Source organism: Marinobacter aromaticivorans (genome assembly GCF_002806975.1).
In the GTDB taxonomy this organism is placed as follows: Bacteria; Pseudomonadota; Gammaproteobacteria; order Pseudomonadales; family Oleiphilaceae; genus Marinobacter; species Marinobacter aromaticivorans.
Genome location: NZ_NIHD01000025.1, coordinates 1 through 20,854 on the forward strand (window position 1 = coordinate 1; position 20,854 = coordinate 20,854).

The window sequence follows — 20,854 nt, forward strand, 5'->3', positions numbered from 1 at the left end:
ATCTTGGCGTGCGGCAACTTTACGAGAAGGTCCGTGAAATTACCCGTTCGGCAAGGAGAAATTCTGAGGATTTTCGCAAGACGTTTGCTTTGCTCATCGAAACACACCTGACCTATTTATTGACTGACAGCGACTTCACCTCCGCCAATATCCGGAACTATCCGATGCTGTCGGATAAAGCACGTGCCCCGCACCGTGAGTTGCGTGCAGCTTACGCGGAGGCCTGGAGCAGTTTTCTGGAAGGTGCGAGGCGTGCTGGCCGCCTGAGAAGTGACGTTTCCGTTTCTGCGATCCGCCAGTTCATATTGAGCGCAATGAACTGGACCGTTGAATGGTATGATGTCGGCCGGTATCCGGTGCATACCCTCGCGGAACGTATGAGCAAACTGTTACTTGACGGAATGTGCGTGCGCCACAGGGCTGACACGGAGGGGCAGAAGTCGAGCAGATCCTTTATGTTTGCCAAGGCTCCTGAACCGGTCGGCAAGGCGGCGCATACCCGCGCGAAAATCCTGAGGGCGGCAGCACGCACGCTCAGGGATAATGGTTACAAGGCGACCACGCTAAGGCAGATCATGGCAGAGGCGGATATGAAGGCGGGCAGCGTTTATTACCATTTCAAATCCAAAGAAGCGATCGTGGATGAGGTTCTGGATGCCGGATTGAGGGATTTGCTATCGGGTGTCGGCGCCGCGGTCGAAGAATATCGTGAGCCATATGACCATCATGCCAGGATCGCGACTGCAATCCGGACGCATCTGAATTTTCTCTTCAAGGCAAGCGAATTCACATCTGCGAACATCAGAAGCTACGGCATGCTGCCCAATCATCTCAAGGAGAGACACAGGAAAATTCGTCATTTGTACGGACGACTCTGGGACAGGATCCTCCGCGAAGCGCAGGAAGACGGTGCCATCAGGTCGGATATCAAAATTGTGCCCCTGCGTCAGGTGATGTTGGGCGCCTTGAATTGGACGGTGGAGTGGTTTGATCCGAACAAGGCGGAGAAACAAGGGTATCTTTCACTGCCCGATTTTTCTGACATGCTCATCAAGCTTCTTCTTGAAGGGATCTGCGACAGGGAGAGCGCCGCTTACGCCGAACAAATAGCAGTTGAATGATCGCAACCATTGCGGTCAAACTAAAAGGAAGTGGTACAGCCCTTCCGCGATGGGTTTCTCCGGGGCCGTCTGCCAGCTGATCACACTGACGCTCGCGATGCGCTTTCCTTTGCGGGTAACATTTGCGCGGGCATACAGCGATCCCTTAACGGCAGGTCTGAGATAATCCACGGTAAGATTGATTGGTTTGGCCGGGACTTCCGCGAAATCGGGGTGGACCGCTATGGCGGCGGTGGCTTCCATGAAGCTTGCGATTATGCCGCCGTGGTAATGCTCCATGACCGGGTTTCCGATATGGCGTGATTCAAAGGTCATCTCCGCGGCGACATGGAGGCTGTCCAGGCTTTGGACTTCGAAGTTAAGAAATCGGAAGAACGGCACCCGGGATACGTTGGCATTGACGGTTTGCAAGTTCATCACGAGGCTTTTCCTCTTGTCATCGCTTCAAACAGGCTGGTGTCACCGCGCGTTAAGGCAAACGAGGCGGATCCACGGGCGATTTCCTCATTCTCGTGGCCATCGAACCAGATGCTGCCTGAATCAAAGGCAATATGGCGGGTTTGCCGAAAGCAATGCGCGCGGACGATAACATCCGCGCGCGAATGGGCTGGGCGCAGGTAATCAACTCTGAGGTCAAGAGTGGCCATGGTGCTGACGCCCTCAATGGCCACAAAGTTTGCAAGTCCGAAGACACTGTCCAGAAGGGCCGTCAGGATACCACCATGAAGCAGGGTCTGATCCCTGTCGACGCAAAAGTCCGGGTTGAACGGCATCCGGACCCGAACGCCTTCGATCGATACCTCTTCGATCTCGAGCCCCATATGAGTAATCAGACCCTTGCCGCGCGCATTCCACATCTGCGCGATTTGCTCCATCTTCTTCTGTGTGATGTCAGACATGGGATCTTTCCTTTAGCGTCTCGTAGTTGGGTTTTCGTTTTTCGACAAACGCGGCGACTTGAGCGCGATGACGGCGGCGCGTTCGCGGGCCCGTTCCATGAGCAAGTCATGGTCCGCGACCTCCAGCGCCATGTTAAACTCCGGCGCTTCAGCGGCATCGACTATGCAGCCCGAGAACGTCAGATCGCAGCCGCCCCCATTGACCGTGGCGATCCTGTCGGGGATATTCAGAAGGACAGGGGGTTACTCATTCTTTCCATCTCCTCGTTCGCGTTGATCGAACATTTCGGGGTTGATCATGTCACGGGCATCGTGACCCATGTGCAGGGTTTCCCCACCGTCTACATACACGTCTTCGCCGGTAATGAAATTCCCCAATCTGGACGCGAGGAAGATAATCGTGCCGCCGATGTCCTCGGCCGCGCCCATCCGGTTCAGGACCGAACGGTTCAGCTCTTTCCACCGTTCGGGTGGAATTGGATAGCGGCCAAGCGCATCTGTCTTGATTGTTCCCGGCGCGACGCAGTTCAGGCGGATCCCATACTCGCCCCATTCGGCAGCCAGCGTTTTCATCATGCCGGTCACGCCGGCGCGGGCGGCGACGGTGTGAGCAAATCCGGTGAGCGCAGTGCGCGCTGAAATGGCAGTGACGAACACGATCGATCCCCCGTTGTCATACATGAAATGATCCGCTGCCGCGCGAGTCACCTGCCAAGATCCGATCAAGTTGTTGCGGATCACGGCCTCGAAGCCCTTGTTGGTGATGTCGCGGGCGGCGGCGATATACTGGCCGCCTGCGTTGTTCACCAGAACGTCAAGCTGCCCGTAATGATCCTTGATGCGCCCCATCGCGGTTTCGATGCTATCCTCGTCACGGGTGTCGCCGGGCACGACCAAAGCCTCACCACCCGCCGCGCGAATCATTTCGGCGGTCTCCTTCAGCGGCTCTTCGCGGCGCGCAAACAGGGCCAGCCTAGCTCCGCAAGAGGCCATCTCCAGCGCCGTGGCCCGCCCCATCCCCGAGCCCGATCCGGTTACCAGAGCCACCTGGCCCGCCATGAGATCCGGTGCGTAACGCCGTGCTTTTTCTTCGCTCATGTCTTTCCCCTCAGTCTTTCAGAAGTTCGTTGGAGGTGATCGGCTTGCGCACTTCCTGGGTGCCCGCGCCGACCTCGAGAACGCGGCCGGTCCGGTAGAGCCGGTTCACTTCGGTATCGCGTATGTAGCCCAAGTCACCGTGGATCTGGATGGCCTTGTCCAGCACGAATGACGTCGCCCCGGCGGCCTTGAAGATCGCTGCCGCAGTGAGTTTGTGAATTTCGCCACGCCCACCTTCGCCCTGGTCCAGACCCTCGCACATGGCCGCCGCCTCCAGCGACAGGCTGCGCGCCGCCTGGCGTAGTCAACGGAAATATCCAGCGCCCATTGCGCGATGCCCATGGCATTGAAGCAGACGATGGCGCGCTCCAGATCCAGTTCCGACATTGTCACCGCAACGCCGCCATCGCGCGTGCCGACCATGTTTTTGGCCGGCACGCGGCAATCCTCGAACACCAGTTCACCGGTAGGCGAGCCGCGAAACCCCATTTTGTTGAGCTTCTGCGCCGCCTTGAAACCGGACGTGTCGGTTTTCACGATGAGGGCGGCAATGCCCTTGGCGCCCTTTTCAGGCGAGGTCTTGGCATAGACTAGCACCAGATCGGCAATCGGTCCGTTGGTGATATCGCTCTTGGTACCGTTCAGGATGTAGTCGTCGCCATCCCTTTTCGTCGTGGTCCGCATCGAGTCGAGCGTATCAGACCCCTCGCCGGGCTCGGTCAGGCCCAAGGCCCGAACCAGCTCCCCCATCTGCCGGAACAGATTTTCCGGGCACCATCCCTCTTCGTGCGGCTGAAGTGGGTGAAGCACCTCGCGCGACACCCGGTCCACATGATCGGCGACCTGGCGCTGCTCATTGGCCAGCGAATAGTTTGCACGGATGGCTTCCAGGTCAGCCGTAGCAGGTCGGTTCTGTCTGGACATATTTTATTCTCCCGAAAGAATGTCATCTGCAGTGTTGACTAAAATCAAACACATGTTAGAAATTATATCAAGGCAAGTTTTTGCGACGTGACGTTTTAATCAAAAGGTTGGAAGATGCGGGGGAGTTTCGGAAATGGTAAGGAGATCAAGGTTGGGGTGAACCCCGATCTTCTGGGGCGCATGATACCGCGGGGCCGGGACAATTGACTTATGGTGGCCATTTACCTAACATACGTTAGTTAGGTGATGTACCAAAATGTACCAACCAAAAAGGGGTTCCATGGCCGATACCACAGTGAGCAAGGTCAGCGATACGCCGCGCACCTCCGTCGGGCGTGATGGCGTGCTCAATGTTGCGGCGCGGCTTTTCCGCGAACAAGGCTATGGGGCCGTGTCGCTCAGAAAAATCGCCGAGGCCGCAGGGATCAAGGCGAGCAGCATCTATTACCATTTCGGCTCCAAGGACGAGATCGTCGCGGCCGTTCTAGACGCCGGTATCGAGGCCGTTCACGAGAGCATGCGTCAGGCCATTGCCGTCTTGCCTACGGATACCGGCGCCGAGGCGGCCTTGAGGGCGGCGATCGGGGCGCATTTGCGCGCGCTCCTGGAGGTCAGCGATTATTCTTCGGCCAATGTGCGCATTTTCGGGCAGGTACCGCAATCCGTCCGCGATGCCAATCTACCCACGCGCCGTGCCTATGAGGCCGAGTGGGACGCCCTGTTGTCCCGGCTTCAGAAAAACGGGGCGCTGCAACGCGACGTGGATATCCGCCGCCTGCGCCTGATGCTGATCGGTGCATTGAACGCCACACTTGAATGGTTCGATCCGGACCGCGGCAGCGCAGAGGCGCTATCACGGACCTACGCCGATGTGTTCCTCAACGGAATACTTGAAAGATAGGATACCTGATACATGGCTCGTCTTGAAACAACGGTGCTGACCGCATCAAAAGTTTACGCGCGAAACTACGCGGCACAAAGCCAGCGCGTCGAGACATTACGCGCGCGGATTGCCAAGGCCACGTCGGGCGGGCGCCCCGACATGACCGAGCGTCACCGCAAGCGCGGCAAGCTCTTGGTCCGCGAACGGATCGACCTGCTGGTGGATCCGGGCACGGCGTTTCTGGAGCTGTCGTCGCTGGCGGCCTACGGGCAATATGGCGGCGAGGTGCCCGGCGCGGGGATTGTGACCGGCATAGGGATCGTCCACGGCCTGCCTTGTGTGGTGATCGCCAATGACGCCACGGTGAAGGGTGGCTCCTTCTATCACGAAACGGTGCAAAAACACATCCGTGCACAGGAAATCGCGGCGGACAACCGGCTGCCCTGCCTTTATCTGGTGGATTGCGGCGGCGCATATCTGCCCGAGCAGGACCGGGTGTTTCCCGATGCCCGCCATTTCGGCAATTCCTTTTATCGCCAGACCAACATGTCGGCCAGCGGGTTGCCGCAGATCTCGGCAGTGTTCGGCGGCTGCACGGCGGGTGGCGCCTATATCCCAGCTCTGTCGGATGAGGTCATCATGGTGCGCGGCAATGCGCGTATCCATCTGGGCGGCCCCTCGATCGTAAAAGTGGCGATCAACGAGGAGGTTGATGGCGAAACGCTGGGGGGCGCCGAGATGCACTCGCGCGTCTCGGGCGTGTCCGACCATCTGGCCGGGGACGAGTATCACGCGCTCGCGCTGATGCGCGACATTGTGGCCGAGTTGGGCCAGACGCGCCCGTTGCATCCCGACGCGGCCCCCGAACCGCCAGCGCGTGACCCCGAGGAACTGCTTGGGGTCATCAGTGCCGACCGAAAACAGCCCTATGACATGCGCGAGGTTCTGTTGCGTATGATCGACGGGGGGGGGTTCCGAGAATTCAAGCCCGCCTGGGGCGAGACGCTGGTTTGTGGCACCGCGCGCATACACGGCTATCGCGTGGGGATCCTGGCCAACAACGGCGCGTTGTTGTCAGAAAGTTCGCTGAAGGGCGCGCAGTTTGTTTCGATGTGCGATCAGCGCAATATCCCGCTTCTGTTCTTGCACAACATCTCCGGCTTCATGGTCGGGACAGAGGCCGAACGCGGCGGCATCGCCAAGAACAGCGCCAAGCTGGTCTATGCCATGTCCGTGGCCAAGGTGCCGCGCCTGTCGGTCCTGCTGGGCGGGTCTTATGGCGCGGGCAATTACGGTATGTGCGGTCGCGGCTTCGCGCCGAATTTCCTCTTTGCCTGGCCCACGGCGGAACTTGCCACCATGTCCGCCGACATCGCAACCAACGTGATGCTGGAACTGCGTCGCCAGAAGGGCGGTGGTCCTGAAAAGATGAATGCCGACATGGCGGAAATCGAGGCACAGGTGCGCGCGCAATACGCCGAGCAGTCCGACCCTTACTATGCCACCTCGCGGCTGTGGGATGACGGGCTGATAGAACCGGGCCAGACCCGCGATATACTGGGTCTGTGCCTGGCCATTGTCTCTTCGGTGCCTGAAGCAGGGCGCTACACGCCAGTATTCAGAATGTGAGGCCGATGACATGACAACAATTTATGAAACCATCCAGCTCGAGACCGACGTGCGTGGCGTCGCCACCATAACCCTGAACCGGCCGGAGAAACACAATGCTCTGAACGGCAGGCTGATCGCCGAACTTTACGACGCGGCTGGGCGGCTGGCTTCCGACGACAGCGTGCGCATCGTGGTCCTGACCGGTGCCGGCAAGAGCTTCTGCGCCGGGGGGGATTTCAACTGGTTCGCCTCGAATATCGAAAAGACCCGTGCGGAGCGGGTCGAACAAAGCGCAACGCTTGCGCAGCTTTTGCGCCGTCTCGATACGCTTCCCAAGCCACTGGTCGGGCGGATCAACGGGCCGGCCTATGGTGGCGGGGTCGGCATGATTTCGGTCTGCGACTATACCATCGGCGCAGAAGGGGCGCGGTTCGGTCTGACCGAGGTCACGCTGGGGCTGTTGCCCGCGAATATCTCGCCCTATGTGGTCGCTCGCATTGGCAAGGTACATTCGCGTGAAACCATGTTGTCAGGGGCGTTGTTCGATAGTGCACGGGCCGAACGGATTGGCCTTTTGACCGAAGTCGCCGTCCCCGAAGCGTTGGATGCCGCCGTTGAACGGGTAGTGCTCGATCACCTTCAGGCCGCGCCCGGTGCGGTGGCGGATACCAAGGTGTTGATCGCCTATGTCGCGGACCACGATCTTGAAACCGATATGATCTACACCGCTGACCGTTTGGCCGATGCCTGGGAAACCGAGGAAGGCGTTGAAGGCATCAATAGTTTCCTCAACAAGAGCGTGCCTTCGTGGAGGGTGAAATGAGTTTCATCCGCGTCCTGATTGCCAACCGGGGCGAAATCGCCCGGCGCATCCAGCGCGGGTGCCGCAAGTTGGGCCTGGAATCGGTGGCCGTTTTTTCAGAAGCCGACCGCGATGCGCCCTTTGTGGTCGAGGCGGATCACGCCGTCTCCATCGGCCCTGCCACCCCATCTGCCAGCTATCTGAACGTCGCGGCAATCCTTGAGGCCGCACGCGCCATCGGTGCGGATGCCGTGCATCCCGGTTATGGCTTTCTGTCCGAAAACGCCGATTTTGCGGCGGCGGTCGAAGCGGCGGGGTTGGTATTCATCGGCCCTGAAGCCCGCGCCATTGCCCGCATGGGATCGAAGATCGAGGCCAAAGCCGCTGCCGAAGCCGCAGGGGTGCCGGTGCTGCCCGGTTATCGCGGCGTCGATCAGTCTGATACGCGCCTGCTGCAAGAAGCCAAGGCGCTTGGCACGCCGTTTCTGGTCAAGGCCAGCGCCGGCGGCGGCGGGCGCGGAATGCGCCTTGTCACCGACATGGCCGACGCGCCCGAGGCGATCGCCTCCACCCGGGCCGAAGCGCAGGGTGCATTCGGCGATCCGGCGGTGTTCCTGGAACGGTTTGCCGCGCGAGCCCGCCATGTCGAAGTGCAGATACTCGGTGATACCCACGGGACCGTGGTGCATCTGGGCGACCGAGACTGTTCGCTTCAGCGCAACCACCAGAAGCTGATCGAAGAGGCCCCGGCCCCGGACCTGCCCGACGATCTGCGCGATGACATGCGCACCGCGGCCGTGCGGCTTGCGCAGGCGATCGGATACCGCTCTGCCGGAACGGTGGAATATCTCTATGATCCTGAGCGCGCCGAATATTACTTCCTCGAAATGAACACCCGCCTCCAGGTCGAGCATCCCGTGACCGAGGCAGTCACCGGAATCGACCTCGTCGAATGGCAATTGCGCATCGCGCGGGGCGAGGCGGTGGGCTTTGGGCAATCCGATCTGCGCTTCGACGGACACGCTATCGAAGTTCGCATTGCCGCCGAGGACCCTGCCCGGAATTTCCAGCCCGAAACCGGCACGATCACGCTTTGGGTGCCGCCCTCGGGTGTGCGGCTCGATACCGGGGTCGGCGAAGGCTCGGTTGTGAGCCACCATTACGATTCCATGCTGGCGAAGCTGGTCGTCCATGCCCCGGACCGGGCACAGGCGATCCGCGAAACCGTGGCCGCGATTGATCGCTTCGCCGCGGGCGGGGTGGGGCTGAACCTCGCGTTTCAGCGCGCCTTGCTGACACATCCGGATTTTGCCGCGCTCCGGCATCATACTGCGGGGCTGGCCGAGCTGTTTCCGGGCGGATGGAGGCCGCCCGAACCCGATGCGCAAAGCCGCGCGCTGGCGGCGCTGGCTTTGCATCTGCATTTGACCCCCCAAGATGGCAACACCCCGTGGCAAACGCTTGGCGCGTGGCGTCTGACTGCGCCTGCGGGCCGGCCGGGGGCGGCATATTATTGGGCTTCGGGCGATGACGAGCCGATCCGGGTGGAAAGCAACGGATATGGACAATCGATAATATTGCCCGATGGTGCTGGTCTCGCCACCGAAGCGGCCAAGCTGGGAGAAGGACGTCTGACCGCGCGCATCGACGGCATTCCCCGCGAGTACATTGCCCATCTGTGCCGCGCGAAAAATCATTGGCAGGTGCACCTTTCCACACTCGACGGCTTGGCCGGTTTTGCCCTTGAAACGCTGGAGGACAGATATTTTCAAGCCGCCTCGGGAAAAACCGGCGGGGCTGACACGCTCGTTGCGCCGATGCCCGGAGCGGTAGACGAACTGCGCGTTGCCGTCGGAGACCGCGTGGCGGCGGGTGACACGCTGGTGGTGCTTGAGGCGATGAAACTTCTGCAAAGCCTGACCGCCCCAGTTTCGGGCATCGTTGCCGATATCTATTGCGCACCGGGTGATACGGTCGCCGGGCAGGCGCCACTTATAAAACTTGATCAGGAGGAAGCCCGATGACCAGGCAAGACCCCATCAGCGCGGCAGCAGGCCCGTTCAACGAAGACCTTGAGATGATCCGGGCGCAGTTGCGCCGGTTCATCGAAACGGAAGTGACGGCCAACGGCGAGCCCTGGGAAGAGGATGGCATGGTGCCGCGCGACGTGCTGCGCCGGATGGGTGATCTTGGCGTGCTGGGAATGCGCTATGATCCACAATTTGGCGGCGCAGGACTGGATGTGATGTCCAGCGTCATGTTGGCCGAAGAGGTCGGCCGCTCCACTTTCGGCGGCTTTTCGGCCACGGTTCTGGTGCATACCGATATGGCCTCGCCGCATCTTGAAAATGCCGGCACGCCCGAGCAGAAGGCGCGCTGGATGCCGTCGATCACTTCGGGCGAAAAGATCGCCGCCGTGGCCGTAACCGAAGCGGGTGCCGGTTCTGATGTTGCGGGAATGCGCAGCCGTGCCGTGCAGGACGGCTCGGACTGGGTGCTCAACGGCACCAAGATGTTCATCACCAACGGCGTGCATGGCGACCTCTACTTCGTTGGTGCTAAGACCGACCCCGACGCCAAGGGCTCGCGCGGGATCACCATGTTTGCGGTCGAAAAGGGCACGCCGGGGTTCTCGGTTGGCCGGGCGCTGAACAAGACCGGCTGGCTGTGCTCGGACACTGCCGAGCTGATCTTCGAGGATGTGCGCATCCCGACTGAGAACGTGCTGGGCGAGGTGAACAAAGGCTTCTACTCGGTTATGAAGAACTTCCAGAACGAGCGGATCGTGCTGGGCGCGGTGGCCTGCGCCGAGGCGCAGACCGCGCTCGACATGACGGTGGACTACGTCAAGCAGCGCAAGGCCTTCGGCGGCGTGCTGTGGGACAAGCAGGCGGTGCGCCAGCGGCTGGCGGATTGTCAGACGCGGATCGAGGCGGGGCGGCAGCTTACCTATCACGCCGCGGCACTGGATGCCGCGGGCCGCGATTGCGTGAAGGAGGTCTCGATGGTCAAGGCCTATTGTGGTGAACTGGTGAACAGTGTGCTCTACGACTGTGTTCAGTTCCATGGCGGCATGGGCTACATGCGCGAAACACCCGTGGAACGCATGTCGCGCGATGCCCGCGTTCAGGCCATCGGCGGCGGTGCCAGCGAGGTCATGCTCGAAGAGGTCGCTAAACGTATGTGAGCCATACCCCTAAAATCAACGATCTGCCAAACAGAGGATTAATGATTGGCAACTATTCAGGTCACGCAGCCTGATTCAGGTCGTTCTGTTGCATGAAATCCGGCAATTCACCAGCAAATAGCTGCTCCAATGTGTATGCCAACCGGTCCTGCTTGACCGCGGTCGAGAGGAAGCTGCGCATCCGGCAAAAGATCTCGGCGCCCTCCCAGGAGCGAAAACAACCTGAGATCTTCTGCTGCACTTTGGTCATCCGCAGGTCGCGCTCCCCCCCCCCTGATTGTTGGTGAAGGGGCGGCGGGATCTTCAATAAAACGCAGCACGTCGTCCTCATGCGTTCGGGGGACATTCCTGCAGGTTGCGCGCTTTCGTGCGTATAGTGCGCCCTCGCGTCCCGGGCAGTGGCTTCATTGGTGGCGGGCACTCGCCATTCGCCCCATGTCTTGAGGTTTGTCTTCTGCGCCGGTATTATTCTAACAAACGTTAGAATAATACCATGGAGAGCGAATGACCAGCCCACTTCATCAACTGAAAATCATCGAGCTTGGCCACGTTATCGCCGGGCCTCTTTCGTCAGCTCTGCTCTCTGATTTCGGTGCGGATGTCATCAAGATCGAGGCGCCCGACCGGACGGACATGATGCGCGACCTCGGCCCCAAGGCAGAGGACGGGGTCGGCGTCTGGTGGAAGACACTTGGCCGCAACAAGAAAATTCTGAGTCTGGACTGGAAGTCGGACGAAGGCCGGAACATCCTGCGCAGGCTGGTTGAAGGTGCCGATGTGCTTGTCGAAAATTTCCGACCCGGCGTGCTTGAGCGGGCAGGTGTCGGGCCGGACACTTTGCATGAGTGGAACCCGGATCTGATTGTACTGCGCGTGTCGGGTTACGGACAGGAGGGCCCGATGCGGGATGTGCCCGCTTTTGGGCGCGCGGCAGAGGCTATGAGCGGTCTCGCCCACCTGACCGGCTTTGCCGATGGGCCGCCGATGCATCCTGGATTTCCTGCGGCCGACAGCACAACAGGATTGATGGGCGCTTTGGGCATTATGATTGCTTTGTTTGCGCGGGAAAAAGGGGTTGCACGCGGCCAGGTTGTCGATCTTGCGGTGTTCGAGTCGCTGCTTCGGTTGATGGACTATCCGGTGCCCGCGCTGACAGGCGCGAACCTTTCACCCCAGCGCAATGGCTTGCGCCAGCCGATGGATTTTGCACCTGGCGGCATGTTCCGTACATCTGACGGGGTGTGGCTGACCGTTTCCGCAGGCAGCGCAGAGACGGCCCAGCGACTGCTGCGGGCGGTGGGCGGAGATGCGCTGGCCGAAGACCCGCGGTTTGCGACCCTTGGCCTGATGTCCCGCCATATGGCCGTGGTCTTTGATGCCATCAATGATTTCGTCACGCAGCGCACGCTTGCCGAGGTTGAGGCGGAATTCGCCCGCCATGATGCGGTTGCCTCACGGGTGCTGAGCGTCGAGGAGATCACGATGAATGAGCAGATACGCCATCGCGGAGACATCGTGTCGGTCGCGGGCGAGCAGACGCAGGTCGTCGGTCCGGTCCCGCATCTGAGCGCCACGCCAGGCGAATTGCGCTGGCTGGGGCGGCCACCGGGAGCAGATTCCCGCGAGATTCTGCGCGATCTTGGTTTTGACGATGCCCGCATCACAGCTCTGCATGAGGCAGGGCTTGTGGGCCAGGAGATACGTAGTGACTTTTCGGATGACGAATGAGCAGGAAGAAATTCGTAGCCAGATCCTTCGAATATGTGCGCAGTTTGACGATGATTACTGGTTGCAGCGGGATCGCACCGGTGATTTTCCTCATGAACTGCACAGAGCGATGGCCGACGGCGGGTGGCTTGGAATCGCCATGCCGGAAGCGGTCGGCGGTGCCGGTTTGGGGATTACCGAGGCGACCATAATGATGCAGGCGATCGCGGAGTCGGGAGGTGGTGCCAGCGGGGCCTCGACTGTGCACATGAATATATTTGGCCTCAACCCGGTAGTGAAGTTCGGAACCGGTGAGCAGCGCGCCCGAATGCTACCCCCCTTGATTGCCGGTGATGAAAAGGCCTGTTTCGCCGTGACCGAGCCGACCACGGGTCTGGATACTACGAAGCTGAAAACCATGGCAGTGCGACAGGGTGACAGGTATGTCGTGCATGGCCAGAAGGTTTGGATTTCGACCGCCCAGGTGGCCGACAAGATGTTGCTTCTGGCAAGGACCACACGGCTTGAGGATGTGACCGACCCGACCGAGGGGCTGAGCTTGTTCTATACGGATCTCGACCGCAATTTCGTGGATGTGCGTGAAATCGAGAAGATGGGCCGCAAGGCAGTCGACTCGAATGAGGTGTTTATCGACGGCCTGCCGATTCCGGCCCAGGACCTGATCGGAGAAGAAGGTAAGGGCTTCCGGCAGATCCTGCACGGGTTGAACCCCGAGCGCATTCTCGTGGCTGGCGAATGCATTGGCATCGCGCGCAACGCTCTGGCGCGTGCGGCGCAATACGCCAACGAGCGTGTGGTCTTTGGGCGGCCGATCGGCCAGAATCAGGGCGTTCAGCATCCGCTGGCTCAGGCCTGGGCACGGGTGGAAGCCGCCAATCTCATGGTGATGCATGCCGCCGCCCTTTACGATTCGGGAGAGGCGTGCGGAGTAGAGTCGAACGCAGCCAAGCTTCTGGCCGCAGATGCCGCTGTCGAAGCAACCGAAGCCGCGCAGATTACCTTTGGCGGCTTCGGGTACGCCAAGGAATATCATGTTGAGCGTCTGGTAAGGGAGGCACTGCTGTTCCGCATCGTGCCTGTAACGCCACAGATGCTTTTGTCTTTCATCGCGGAAAAAGCGCTTGGGCTTCCAAAGTCTTACTGACCAGAAGTAATTGGCGGGAGCAGGGAGGATTGTCGTCTTGACAATTTTCTAACGCGTGTTAGATTAAAAGAGCTACCCTGAATGGGCAAGGGAGGAAGCATGAGTAAGTCGCAGTTCGGGTCTTCACGAGAGAGTTTGGCTACACGTTCGACCGTGTATTCCGGTGATTTATTTGCGGGCAAAACCGTTGTTGTAAGCGGCGCAGGCGGTGGTTTGGGGCTGGCGATTGCGGCCCTCTTCGCCAGGTTGGGTGCCAGCCTTGCGATCAATGGACGCGACGAGGAAAAGCTGGCTTCGGCCAAGGAATTTCTCGAAAGCTTGGGCGCCAAAGTCTTTGCCAGGACGATGACCATCCGGGATCCCGAACAGGTCACGGAGTTTGTCGGTGAGGTAAATCAAGAATTCGGTTCGATTGACGTTCTGGTGAACAACGCGGGGGGGCAGTTTCCACAGGCCGCGCTGGACTTTTCCCCGAAGGGCTGGAGCGCGGTCATAGATACTAACCTCAACGGTACCTGGTGGGTTATGCAATCCACTGCGCGCCACTGGGTTGAGCACAAGCAACCAGGTTCGATCGTTAACATCGTGGCCGACATCTGGCGCGGCATGCCCGGCATCGCACATACATGCGCGGCTCGGGCAGGGGTGATTTTTCTGTCCAAATCGGTCGCGGTGGAGTGGGCGCCCCATGACATTCGTGTGAACTGCGTGGCGCCAGGCTGTTGTGAGAGCTCCGGGTTTAGTCGCTACCCTGAGGATGGCGCGGCAACCTTTCAGGATTCTAATCCGATGCGGCACGCAGGGGATGAATGGGATGTCGCCGAAGCGGTTGCCTATATGGCCGCCAATTCAGGAAAATTCATAACTGGTGAAGTGCTTAACATCGACGGTGGGCAGCAGATGTGGGGGGATCCCTGGCCAACAGGTCGGCCGGACTACTTTCGGATTGCATGACGAGTGCGTGACATGTGCGCCGAAACTGATTGTGATATCTAGATGACGACAAATAAAACAACAATCGGCACTGGAGATTAGATGACTAAAAATAATCAAACCACAACCCATGTCGGAGACGGGGCGCTATTAGAGTGCAGCGGGATCGAGCGTCGGTTCGGCGGCATTGTCGCCGTCACAGGCGTGGATTTCGTTATTCGCCCGGGTGAAATTTTTGGCCTCGTTGGTCCAAATGGAAGTGGGAAGACAACACTTACGAACGCGATCACCGGGTTTTACCCGCCAAACGAGGGAACTGTCCGGCTGGCCGGAAAAGATATCGCGGGCACAGCACCCCACAAAGTTGCAAAACTTGGCATTGCCCGAACGTTCCAGAACCTCGCTCTGTTCAATGGGATGAGTGTTCTCGACAACATCCTGCTCGGTCGGCACATCTACATGAAACCAGGCGTTTTGCGTACGGCGCTTTATTGGTGGGCCGCGCAGCGTGAAGAAATCGAGAATCGCGAGATCGTCGAGGAGGTGATCGAGTTTCTGCAACTTGAGAGCATCCGGCACGAGTTGGTCGATGGGCTTCCAATAGGGCTAAAAAAGCGGGTCGAGCTTGCGAGGGCTCTGGTAGCGGAGCCGAAAATGCTGATTCTCGACGAGCCGATGGCCGGCATGAACCAGGAAGAAAAGGGGTATATGGCGCGCTTCATTCTGGACGCGCGGGCCGAACGGGGCGTCAGCGTCTTGCTGATCGAGCACCATATGGATGTCATTATCGGCATTTGCGACCGGATGCTTGCGCTGAACTACGGTGAGATGATTGCTAGCGGCCTTCCGAGGGACGTTGTAAACGACCCCCGGGTCATCGAGACATATATCGGAGGGGCTCATGGTTGAGGGAGCAAAAATACAGTCTTCGGAAGGCAACACACTCGGCGCTTTGCTGGCCTGGAACGCTTCAAACTACGGAGGAGATATCGCGCTTCGCGAAAAGGAACGCGGCATCTGGGAGGAAACCACTTGGGCTGAGTATGCCGAAGAGGTTCTTGAGTGCGCGGCCGGTCTTGAAAAACTTGGTGTCGCGCCGGGCAAGGCCGTGCTGATCCTGGGTGACAACCGCGCCCGGCTTTACTGCGGTATGCTTGCGGTCGCGCTGCTCGGGGGCTTTGCCATGCCTGCCTATCCGGGAGCGACGATCGACGAACTTCAGCATTTTCTTGGCGAAGTCGAGATCGTCGCGGCTATTGCGGAAGATCAGGAGCAGGTGGACAAGATCCTTGAGCTGAAGGAAGCAGGCGCTGGAGGCATCGCCCACATCATTTATGATGAAGTGCGCGGTCTTGGATTCTATGAGGTCGATGGCCTCATGTCCTGGGATCATCTGATCGAAGTTGGTCGGCACGACCTCAACGACGATCCACATCGGCGCGAAGAACTCACGCATCGGACCAAGCCCGAAGATCCGGCGATTTTTCTACATTCGTCGGGGACAACCGGCAAGCCAAAGGGCATCGTTTTGAGCCAGAAGAACGTTCTGGCCGCGGCGCGCAATGGTCATGCCGCCGGGGCCTTCGACGAGAACGAGGAAATTCTTGCTTATCTGCCGATAGCGTGGGTGGGCGATTACGCCATCACCGTCGCGGCCGCGCTGCTTCTGCGCTTCACCGTTAGTGTGCCGGAGCGGCAGGAAACGGTCGTTCGGGACATGCGCGAAATTGCGCCGACTTTCTACCTGGCGGCACCCCGAAGCTGGGACCAGATGCTGACAACAATCCAGGTTGGAATGGAGGATTCAACGCCGTTGAAGAAGTGGTTGTACCACTTTTTCATGGATCGGGCCATTGCCGCCGAAACACGCAAACTGAACGGCAAGAGTGGCGGCGCATTGGAGCCGTTAGGCCGACTGTTGGGCGAGGCGATCATCTTCGGTCCGATCAAGGACCAGTTCGGCATGAGCCGCTTGAAGAATGCGTTCACTGGCGGCGAGGCGATCGGCGAAGACACTTTTGTCTTTTATCGCGCCCTGGGGATCAAGCTGCGCCAGTTTTACGGTCAGACCGAGAACAGCGCAATTAACGCAATTCAGTCACCAAGTGAAGTACGCCTGCATACTGTTGGCAAGCCCGTGCCGGGCGTTGAGGTGAAAATCGGGGAGGATGGAGAAATCCTGGTGCGCTCGGATAGCGTGTTCGAGGGGTATTTCGACAAACCCGATGCGAGTGCCGCTGCCCTGGAGGGAGGGTGGCTGCATACCGGCGACGCTGGCTATCTGGAGGAGAACGGCCACCTTGTCGTGCTGGGGCGTGTCTCCGAGGTCATGCACACGTCAAGCGGTGAACGCTATGTGCCCAACTATATCGAGAACCGGCTGAAATTCAGCCCGTATATAAAGGATGCCGCAGTGGTCGGTGCCGGTATGGACGAACTGACGGCAATGGTCTGTATGGATTTCGAATCGGTGGGACACTGGGCCGAGGTGAACGGAGTGCCTTACGTGTCGTATTCCGATTTGTCTCAGCGGGACGAAGTGGCCATGCTTCTGCACGAGGCTTTCGAGCGAGTAAACAAGGTTATCCCCGAGCCGCTGCACCTGAAACGTTTCGTCAGCCTGCCGAAGGAGTTCGATCCGGACGACGGAGAAATTACCCGGACAAGGAAACTGCGTCGCAAGGTTGTGCAGGAACGCTACGCTGATGTGATCGCTGCACTCTATGATGGCTCAAAAGAGATCCATTTCAGTGCGCAGGTGACTTACGAAACTGGCGAAACCGGGGGGGTCGACAGAACCCTTCCTGTACGGGAGGTTTAAATGGACTGGATTTTTTTAACTGAGCTGGCGATTAACGGTGCCCTTACGGGGCTTCTGTATTCGCTTGTCGCAATTGGTCTTGTGCTGATTTATAAGGCATCCTCGGTGCCCAATCTGGCGCAGGGCGGTCTGACGATGCTTGGGGCATATGTGGTTCTTGCGCTGTCGAGAGATGCGGGAATGCCGCTGTGGCTGGCCATCCCGCTCGCTGCAGTCATCATGTTCGGCATGGGCTTCGGTATTGAGCGCGTTGCCCTCAGGCGCCTGGCGGGCCGCCCTGTTGTCATGATCCTGATGATGACACTTGGCATCGACATTTTCCTCATCGGCACAACGCTTGCCATTTGGGGTGGGACGTCAAGTTCGATGAACCTGGGTATTAGCTATGAACCACTGTTAATGGGCGACATCTTCATCAGTCGCATCCATCTCGTCGGCGCCGGAGTTGCGCTCTCTCTATTCGCCGCCTTTATGCTGTTCTTTAGGACCCGGACCGGGATCAAATTACGGGCGATAGCGGATGATTACATGGCTTCGTGGTCGGTCGGGATTTCGGTTGAGCGTGGAGTCGGGCTGTCCTGGGCGCTTGCATCACTTGTGGCTGTTGGGGCAGGTGTGATCTGGGGCGAAATTCAGGGGGTCGATCAGTCGTTGTCGATATTGCTTCTCAAAGGTCTGACAGTCGCTGTTCTTGGTGGCCTGGACAGTATTCTGGGTGCGGTGATTGCGGGTGTAATTATCGGCATCATTGAAAACGTCGGCGCGGAATTTCTCGATCAGTTTGTCGGGGGCGGGAGCCGTGAACTCATCGTTGCCGCTGTCCTAATTCTTACGGTCATGATCCGTCCGCACGGACTGTTCGGCCGCCACGATATCGAGAGGGTGTAAGGGATGTTTTATCGACTTTCCGGCGTTCACTACGACAGTTTCGCTTCAGATAGCCGTATCTTCAAGGTTCCAGCAGATCGGAACCTGGCTGTATTCTTTCTTCTGTTTGGATTGGCGGCACCGTTCATCATACCGTCGCTTTACCTGAACAGTTACATGCTGCCCTGGCTGCTCTGGACGGCGGCCGCTCTGGGCCTGAACCTGGTGACGGGGTGGGCCGGCCAGCTTCATTTGGGCTACGCGGCTGTCATGGCCGTCGGAGCGTATTCAGCGGTCCACGCCGTGCGCTTCGGGGTACCTTGGGAATTCGCCCTCCTCATTGGTGGGCTGGCATCATCGGTTATTGGTAGCCTGTTCGCTTTCGCCGCATTGCGGGTGAAAGGTCTCTATCTCGCGCTCACTACCCTCGCGATGCAGTTCGTAATGGACTGGGTGCTGAACCATTCACCAACTATTTCGGGGGGTTCACACGCGTCGCTCCAATCTCCAACGTTCGCGCTCCTTGGGCAGGAGATAACCTCTGATGTTGGCTATTACTATGTCGGCTTCGGATGGTGCGTGTTGGTGACGATCTTAATGTTGAACCTCAAACGCACCGGGTTGGGGCGTGCGCTGGTCGCCGTGCGGGAAAAAGACTTTGCCGCCGCGATTCTGGGTGTGAACAGTTTCTACTACAAGATCCTGGCCTTCGCGACATCGTCGTTTATTGCGGGGGTCAGTGGAGCCTTGCTGGTTGCGACATTCTTCTTCTTGGCCGCGCCGGAACAGTTTTCGGTGGGCGTGTCGATCCAGGTGCTTGCGATGGTGATTGTCGGCGGACTGTCGAGCATTATCGGTTCTTACTTCGGGGTTGCCCTGATTCTGCTTGCACCGGGCCTGGTGAACGGTCTTGTCGTTGCGGCAAGCGGGGGGTTAGGCATGCAGGTCACTGATGAAACGCTCGCCCATATCCCGAATGCCATTTACGGTGCGCTGATCGTCATAATTCTCCTGATCGAACCGTTGGGGTTGGGAAAGCTCTACGGCAACGTCAGGGATTATCTGATGGTCTGGCCCTTCGATCAGCTAAGGAAGTAAATAAAAATGCCGATGCAAGAAAAAGTTGAAGCTCAGTCCATCTTGTCGATGAACAGTGTCGAGGTGCTGTACGATAACGTTATGCTGGCGATCAAAGGCGTTTCGGTTCAGGTGCCAAAGGGCAAGATGATTGCGCTTCTGGGCTCGAACGGAGCGGGAAAAAGCACAACCTTGAAAGCGATCAGTGGTCTTTTGAAAGCTGAACGCGGACGGATCAGTCGAGGGGAAATAAAGTTTAATGGGACGGATATTACCGAAGTTCTCGCACAAAAGCGCGTCGGAATGGGCATCTGTCACGTCGTCGAAGGGCGGCATGTTTTTGAACATTTGACACCGGACGAGAACCTTACCGCAGCGGCGCCGTTGGGGATGTCCCGTTCAGTGCTAAATGTGGAAAAAGAGAAGATATACAACTATTTCCCCCGGCTTGCCGAGCGCCGAAATTCGCAGTCGGGCTATCTGTCAGGCGGTGAGCAGCAGATGCTTGCCATTGGCCGCGCGCTTGTGACCCAGCCTAGCCTTCTAATGCTTGATGAGCCGAGTCTCGGACTTGCGCCATTCCTGGTGAGCGAGATCTTTGACATCCTTCAAAAGATTAACCAAGAGGAGGGCGTGTCGGTCCTGCTTGTGGAGCAGAACGCCCTGGCCGCTCTGGAGATCGTTTCGGAAGGCTATCTGATCGAAAACGGCCGGGTCGTCATGCATGGTACGGCCGAGGAACTCAAATCCAATTCCGACATTCAGGAATTCTATCTTGGCGGTGGGGAAGGCACCGATTTCCACAATGTCAAGCATTACAGCCGGCGCAAGCGTTGGCTGAGCTGAAGTTTTCACGAAAATCCTCTGGGAGGATAAGATGCAACAACTTACCAAGGCGTTAGCGGCTTTTTCGATGGTAGGTGTCGACGCCGGTATCTCTGGCGATCCTGCCGCGTTCGATGGAAGACGAACTCATTCTCATGCAGTTTTTGATAGGGCGTGGCGATGCCGTGGACGGCACTGTTTTCGAATGGGTCTATCCGGGCGGCCCAACCTATTGGGGGTAGGGAGCAGATCAAGATTCTCCAGACACCGTCCGAGAAACAGGGCTTGAGCTACTGCTCTACCCCGTGCCGCTGCCGGGACGCAGGGCAGAGCGTCCGAACAAGAAAAGAACGCTCTGCACTGAATCGAAAAGGAGAGAAAAATGAAATACAAAAAGCAACTCAAAGCAGTGGCCCTCGCCATGGCGCTCGCATCAGGCGCGGCAGCTACGTTCGCCCAAGCCGAGGAGTCGATCCAATTCGGCCTCTGCTTCGACCTCAGCAAGTCCTATTCCTTCATCACGCCACAGCTGGCCCAGGCGGCACGGGATCTCGCGATGTACGCCAACGACAACGGCGGCATCGAGGGCCATCCCGTTGAAATCATCGTGCGCGACCACGGCAACGAACCCCAGCGTGGCGTGGAATGCTATGAGCAGCTCAAGCGAGATGGTGTTTTTATTTTCAACTTCATGTCCACGCCGGTCACGAACGCGGCTTTACCGCGTGCCATGAAAGACGGCAATATCCTGATGCAATCCTTTGTCGGCCGCGGTGACGCGGTGGATGGTGAGGTGTTCGAATGGGTTTTCCCGGTCGGTCCAACCTACTGGCAGCAGGCGGCCAACGACGTTGCCTTCATCAAGGAGCAATTGGGCGGCGATCTGGAAAATGCCAAGATTGGCTTCATCTATCTGGATTATCCGTTCGGTCAG

General features: G+C 58.7%; 18 protein-coding genes and 2 pseudogenes. 15 read left to right on the forward strand and 5 right to left on the reverse strand.

All coding sequences use genetic code 11. The features are described from left to right. Positions 1-1,121, forward strand: a 1,121-nt coding sequence (locus tag CDH48_RS18610) for a TetR family transcriptional regulator (protein ID WP_100690202.1), incomplete at its 5' end; no start/stop codon positions are given. A 15-nt stretch (positions 1,122-1,136) separates the two neighbouring features. Here CDH48_RS18610 and CDH48_RS18615 read toward each other — a convergent pair. From CDH48_RS18615 to CDH48_RS18635, 4 genes and pseudogenes are all read right to left on the reverse strand, one after another. After that, positions 1,137-1,538, reverse strand: coding sequence for a PaaI family thioesterase (locus CDH48_RS18615; protein ID WP_100690203.1), 402 nt, complete (start codon positions 1,536-1,538; stop codon positions 1,137-1,139). Further along, positions 1,538-2,020, reverse strand: coding sequence for a PaaI family thioesterase (locus tag CDH48_RS18620; RefSeq protein ID WP_100690204.1), 483 nt, complete (start codon positions 2,018-2,020; stop codon positions 1,538-1,540). The genes CDH48_RS18615 and CDH48_RS18620 overlap by 1 nt, the downstream gene beginning before the upstream one ends. Positions 2,021-2,263: 243 nt before the next feature. Further along, positions 2,264-3,118 carry an SDR family NAD(P)-dependent oxidoreductase gene (locus CDH48_RS18630; RefSeq protein ID WP_100690205.1) on the reverse strand — a complete coding sequence of 285 codons (855 nt, stop codon included), beginning with the start codon at positions 3,116-3,118 and terminating at the stop codon, positions 2,264-2,266. A gap of 10 nt (positions 3,119-3,128) precedes the next feature. After that, positions 3,129-4,042: pseudogene (locus CDH48_RS18635) on the reverse strand (acyl-CoA dehydrogenase family protein). A 280-nt stretch (positions 4,043-4,322) separates the two neighbouring features. On the opposite strand from CDH48_RS18635, the gene CDH48_RS18640 reads away from it, so the two are divergent. From CDH48_RS18640 to CDH48_RS18660, 5 genes are read left to right on the forward strand one after another with little or no spacing between them, the layout of a single operon-like run. Beyond that, the gene (locus tag CDH48_RS18640) at positions 4,323-4,943 is read left to right on the forward strand and encodes a TetR/AcrR family transcriptional regulator (protein ID WP_100690206.1); all 621 of its coding nucleotides are present in this window, start codon (positions 4,323-4,325) and stop codon (positions 4,941-4,943) included. A 12-nt stretch (positions 4,944-4,955) separates the two neighbouring features. Continuing rightward, entirely contained in the window at positions 4,956-6,554 is a 1,599-nt protein-coding gene (locus tag CDH48_RS18645) for an acyl-CoA carboxylase subunit beta (protein ID WP_100690207.1), read from the forward strand. 10 nt (positions 6,555-6,564) lie between these two features. After that, positions 6,565-7,359, forward strand: a complete 795-nt coding sequence (locus tag CDH48_RS18650; protein ID WP_100690208.1) for a crotonase/enoyl-CoA hydratase family protein — start codon at positions 6,565-6,567, stop codon at positions 7,357-7,359. Beyond that, positions 7,356-9,362 carry an acetyl/propionyl/methylcrotonyl-CoA carboxylase subunit alpha gene (locus CDH48_RS18655; protein WP_188437817.1) on the forward strand — a complete coding sequence of 669 codons (2,007 nt, stop codon included), beginning with the start codon at positions 7,356-7,358 and terminating at the stop codon, positions 9,360-9,362. Before CDH48_RS18650 ends, CDH48_RS18655 begins: the two co-directional genes overlap by 4 nt. Then, on the forward strand, positions 9,359-10,525 hold the full coding sequence (locus CDH48_RS18660) for an acyl-CoA dehydrogenase family protein (protein ID WP_100690210.1): 1,167 nt from the start codon (positions 9,359-9,361) through the stop codon (positions 10,523-10,525). Before CDH48_RS18655 ends, CDH48_RS18660 begins: the two co-directional genes overlap by 4 nt. 61 nt (positions 10,526-10,586) lie before the next feature. Here the strand turns inward: CDH48_RS18660 and CDH48_RS19525 are convergent. After that, positions 10,587-10,957 (reverse strand): annotated as a pseudogene (locus tag CDH48_RS19525) (IS66 family transposase); the annotation flags it as partial. A 72-nt stretch (positions 10,958-11,029) separates the two neighbouring features. On the opposite strand from CDH48_RS19525, the gene CDH48_RS18670 reads away from it, so the two are divergent. The 9 genes from CDH48_RS18670 to CDH48_RS18715 all read left to right on the forward strand — a co-directional run. Continuing rightward, positions 11,030-12,253, forward strand: coding sequence for a CaiB/BaiF CoA transferase family protein (locus CDH48_RS18670; RefSeq protein WP_100690211.1), 1,224 nt, complete (start codon positions 11,030-11,032; stop codon positions 12,251-12,253). Next, on the forward strand, positions 12,231-13,397 hold the full coding sequence (locus tag CDH48_RS18675) for an acyl-CoA dehydrogenase family protein (RefSeq protein ID WP_198515542.1): 1,167 nt from the start codon (positions 12,231-12,233) through the stop codon (positions 13,395-13,397). The genes CDH48_RS18670 and CDH48_RS18675 overlap by 23 nt, the downstream gene beginning before the upstream one ends. A 99-nt stretch (positions 13,398-13,496) precedes the next feature. Then, on the forward strand, positions 13,497-14,351 hold the full coding sequence (locus CDH48_RS18680; protein WP_100690213.1) for an SDR family oxidoreductase: 855 nt from the start codon (positions 13,497-13,499) through the stop codon (positions 14,349-14,351). 81 nt (positions 14,352-14,432) lie between these two features. Further along, a complete protein-coding gene (locus tag CDH48_RS18685; RefSeq protein WP_100690214.1) occupies positions 14,433-15,239 on the forward strand; it encodes an ABC transporter ATP-binding protein in 807 nt (268 codons plus the stop codon). Next, positions 15,232-17,151 (forward strand): AMP-dependent synthetase/ligase, encoded by a 1,920-nt coding sequence (locus tag CDH48_RS18690; protein WP_100690215.1) that lies wholly within the window; start codon positions 15,232-15,234, stop codon positions 17,149-17,151. The genes CDH48_RS18685 and CDH48_RS18690 overlap by 8 nt, the downstream gene beginning before the upstream one ends. After that, positions 17,152-18,039 carry a branched-chain amino acid ABC transporter permease gene (locus CDH48_RS18695; protein WP_100690216.1) on the forward strand — a complete coding sequence of 296 codons (888 nt, stop codon included), beginning with the start codon at positions 17,152-17,154 and terminating at the stop codon, positions 18,037-18,039. 3 nt (positions 18,040-18,042) lie between these two features. Then, the gene (locus CDH48_RS18700) at positions 18,043-19,116 is read left to right on the forward strand and encodes a branched-chain amino acid ABC transporter permease (RefSeq protein ID WP_100690217.1); all 1,074 of its coding nucleotides are present in this window, start codon (positions 18,043-18,045) and stop codon (positions 19,114-19,116) included. Positions 19,117-19,122: 6 nt separating this feature from the next. Then, the gene (locus CDH48_RS18705; RefSeq protein ID WP_198515543.1) at positions 19,123-19,941 is read left to right on the forward strand and encodes an ABC transporter ATP-binding protein; all 819 of its coding nucleotides are present in this window, start codon (positions 19,123-19,125) and stop codon (positions 19,939-19,941) included. Between the two features lie 361 nt (positions 19,942-20,302). Then, on the forward strand, positions 20,303-20,854 hold a 552-nt coding region (locus CDH48_RS18715; protein WP_157807875.1), incomplete at its 3' end, for an ABC transporter substrate-binding protein.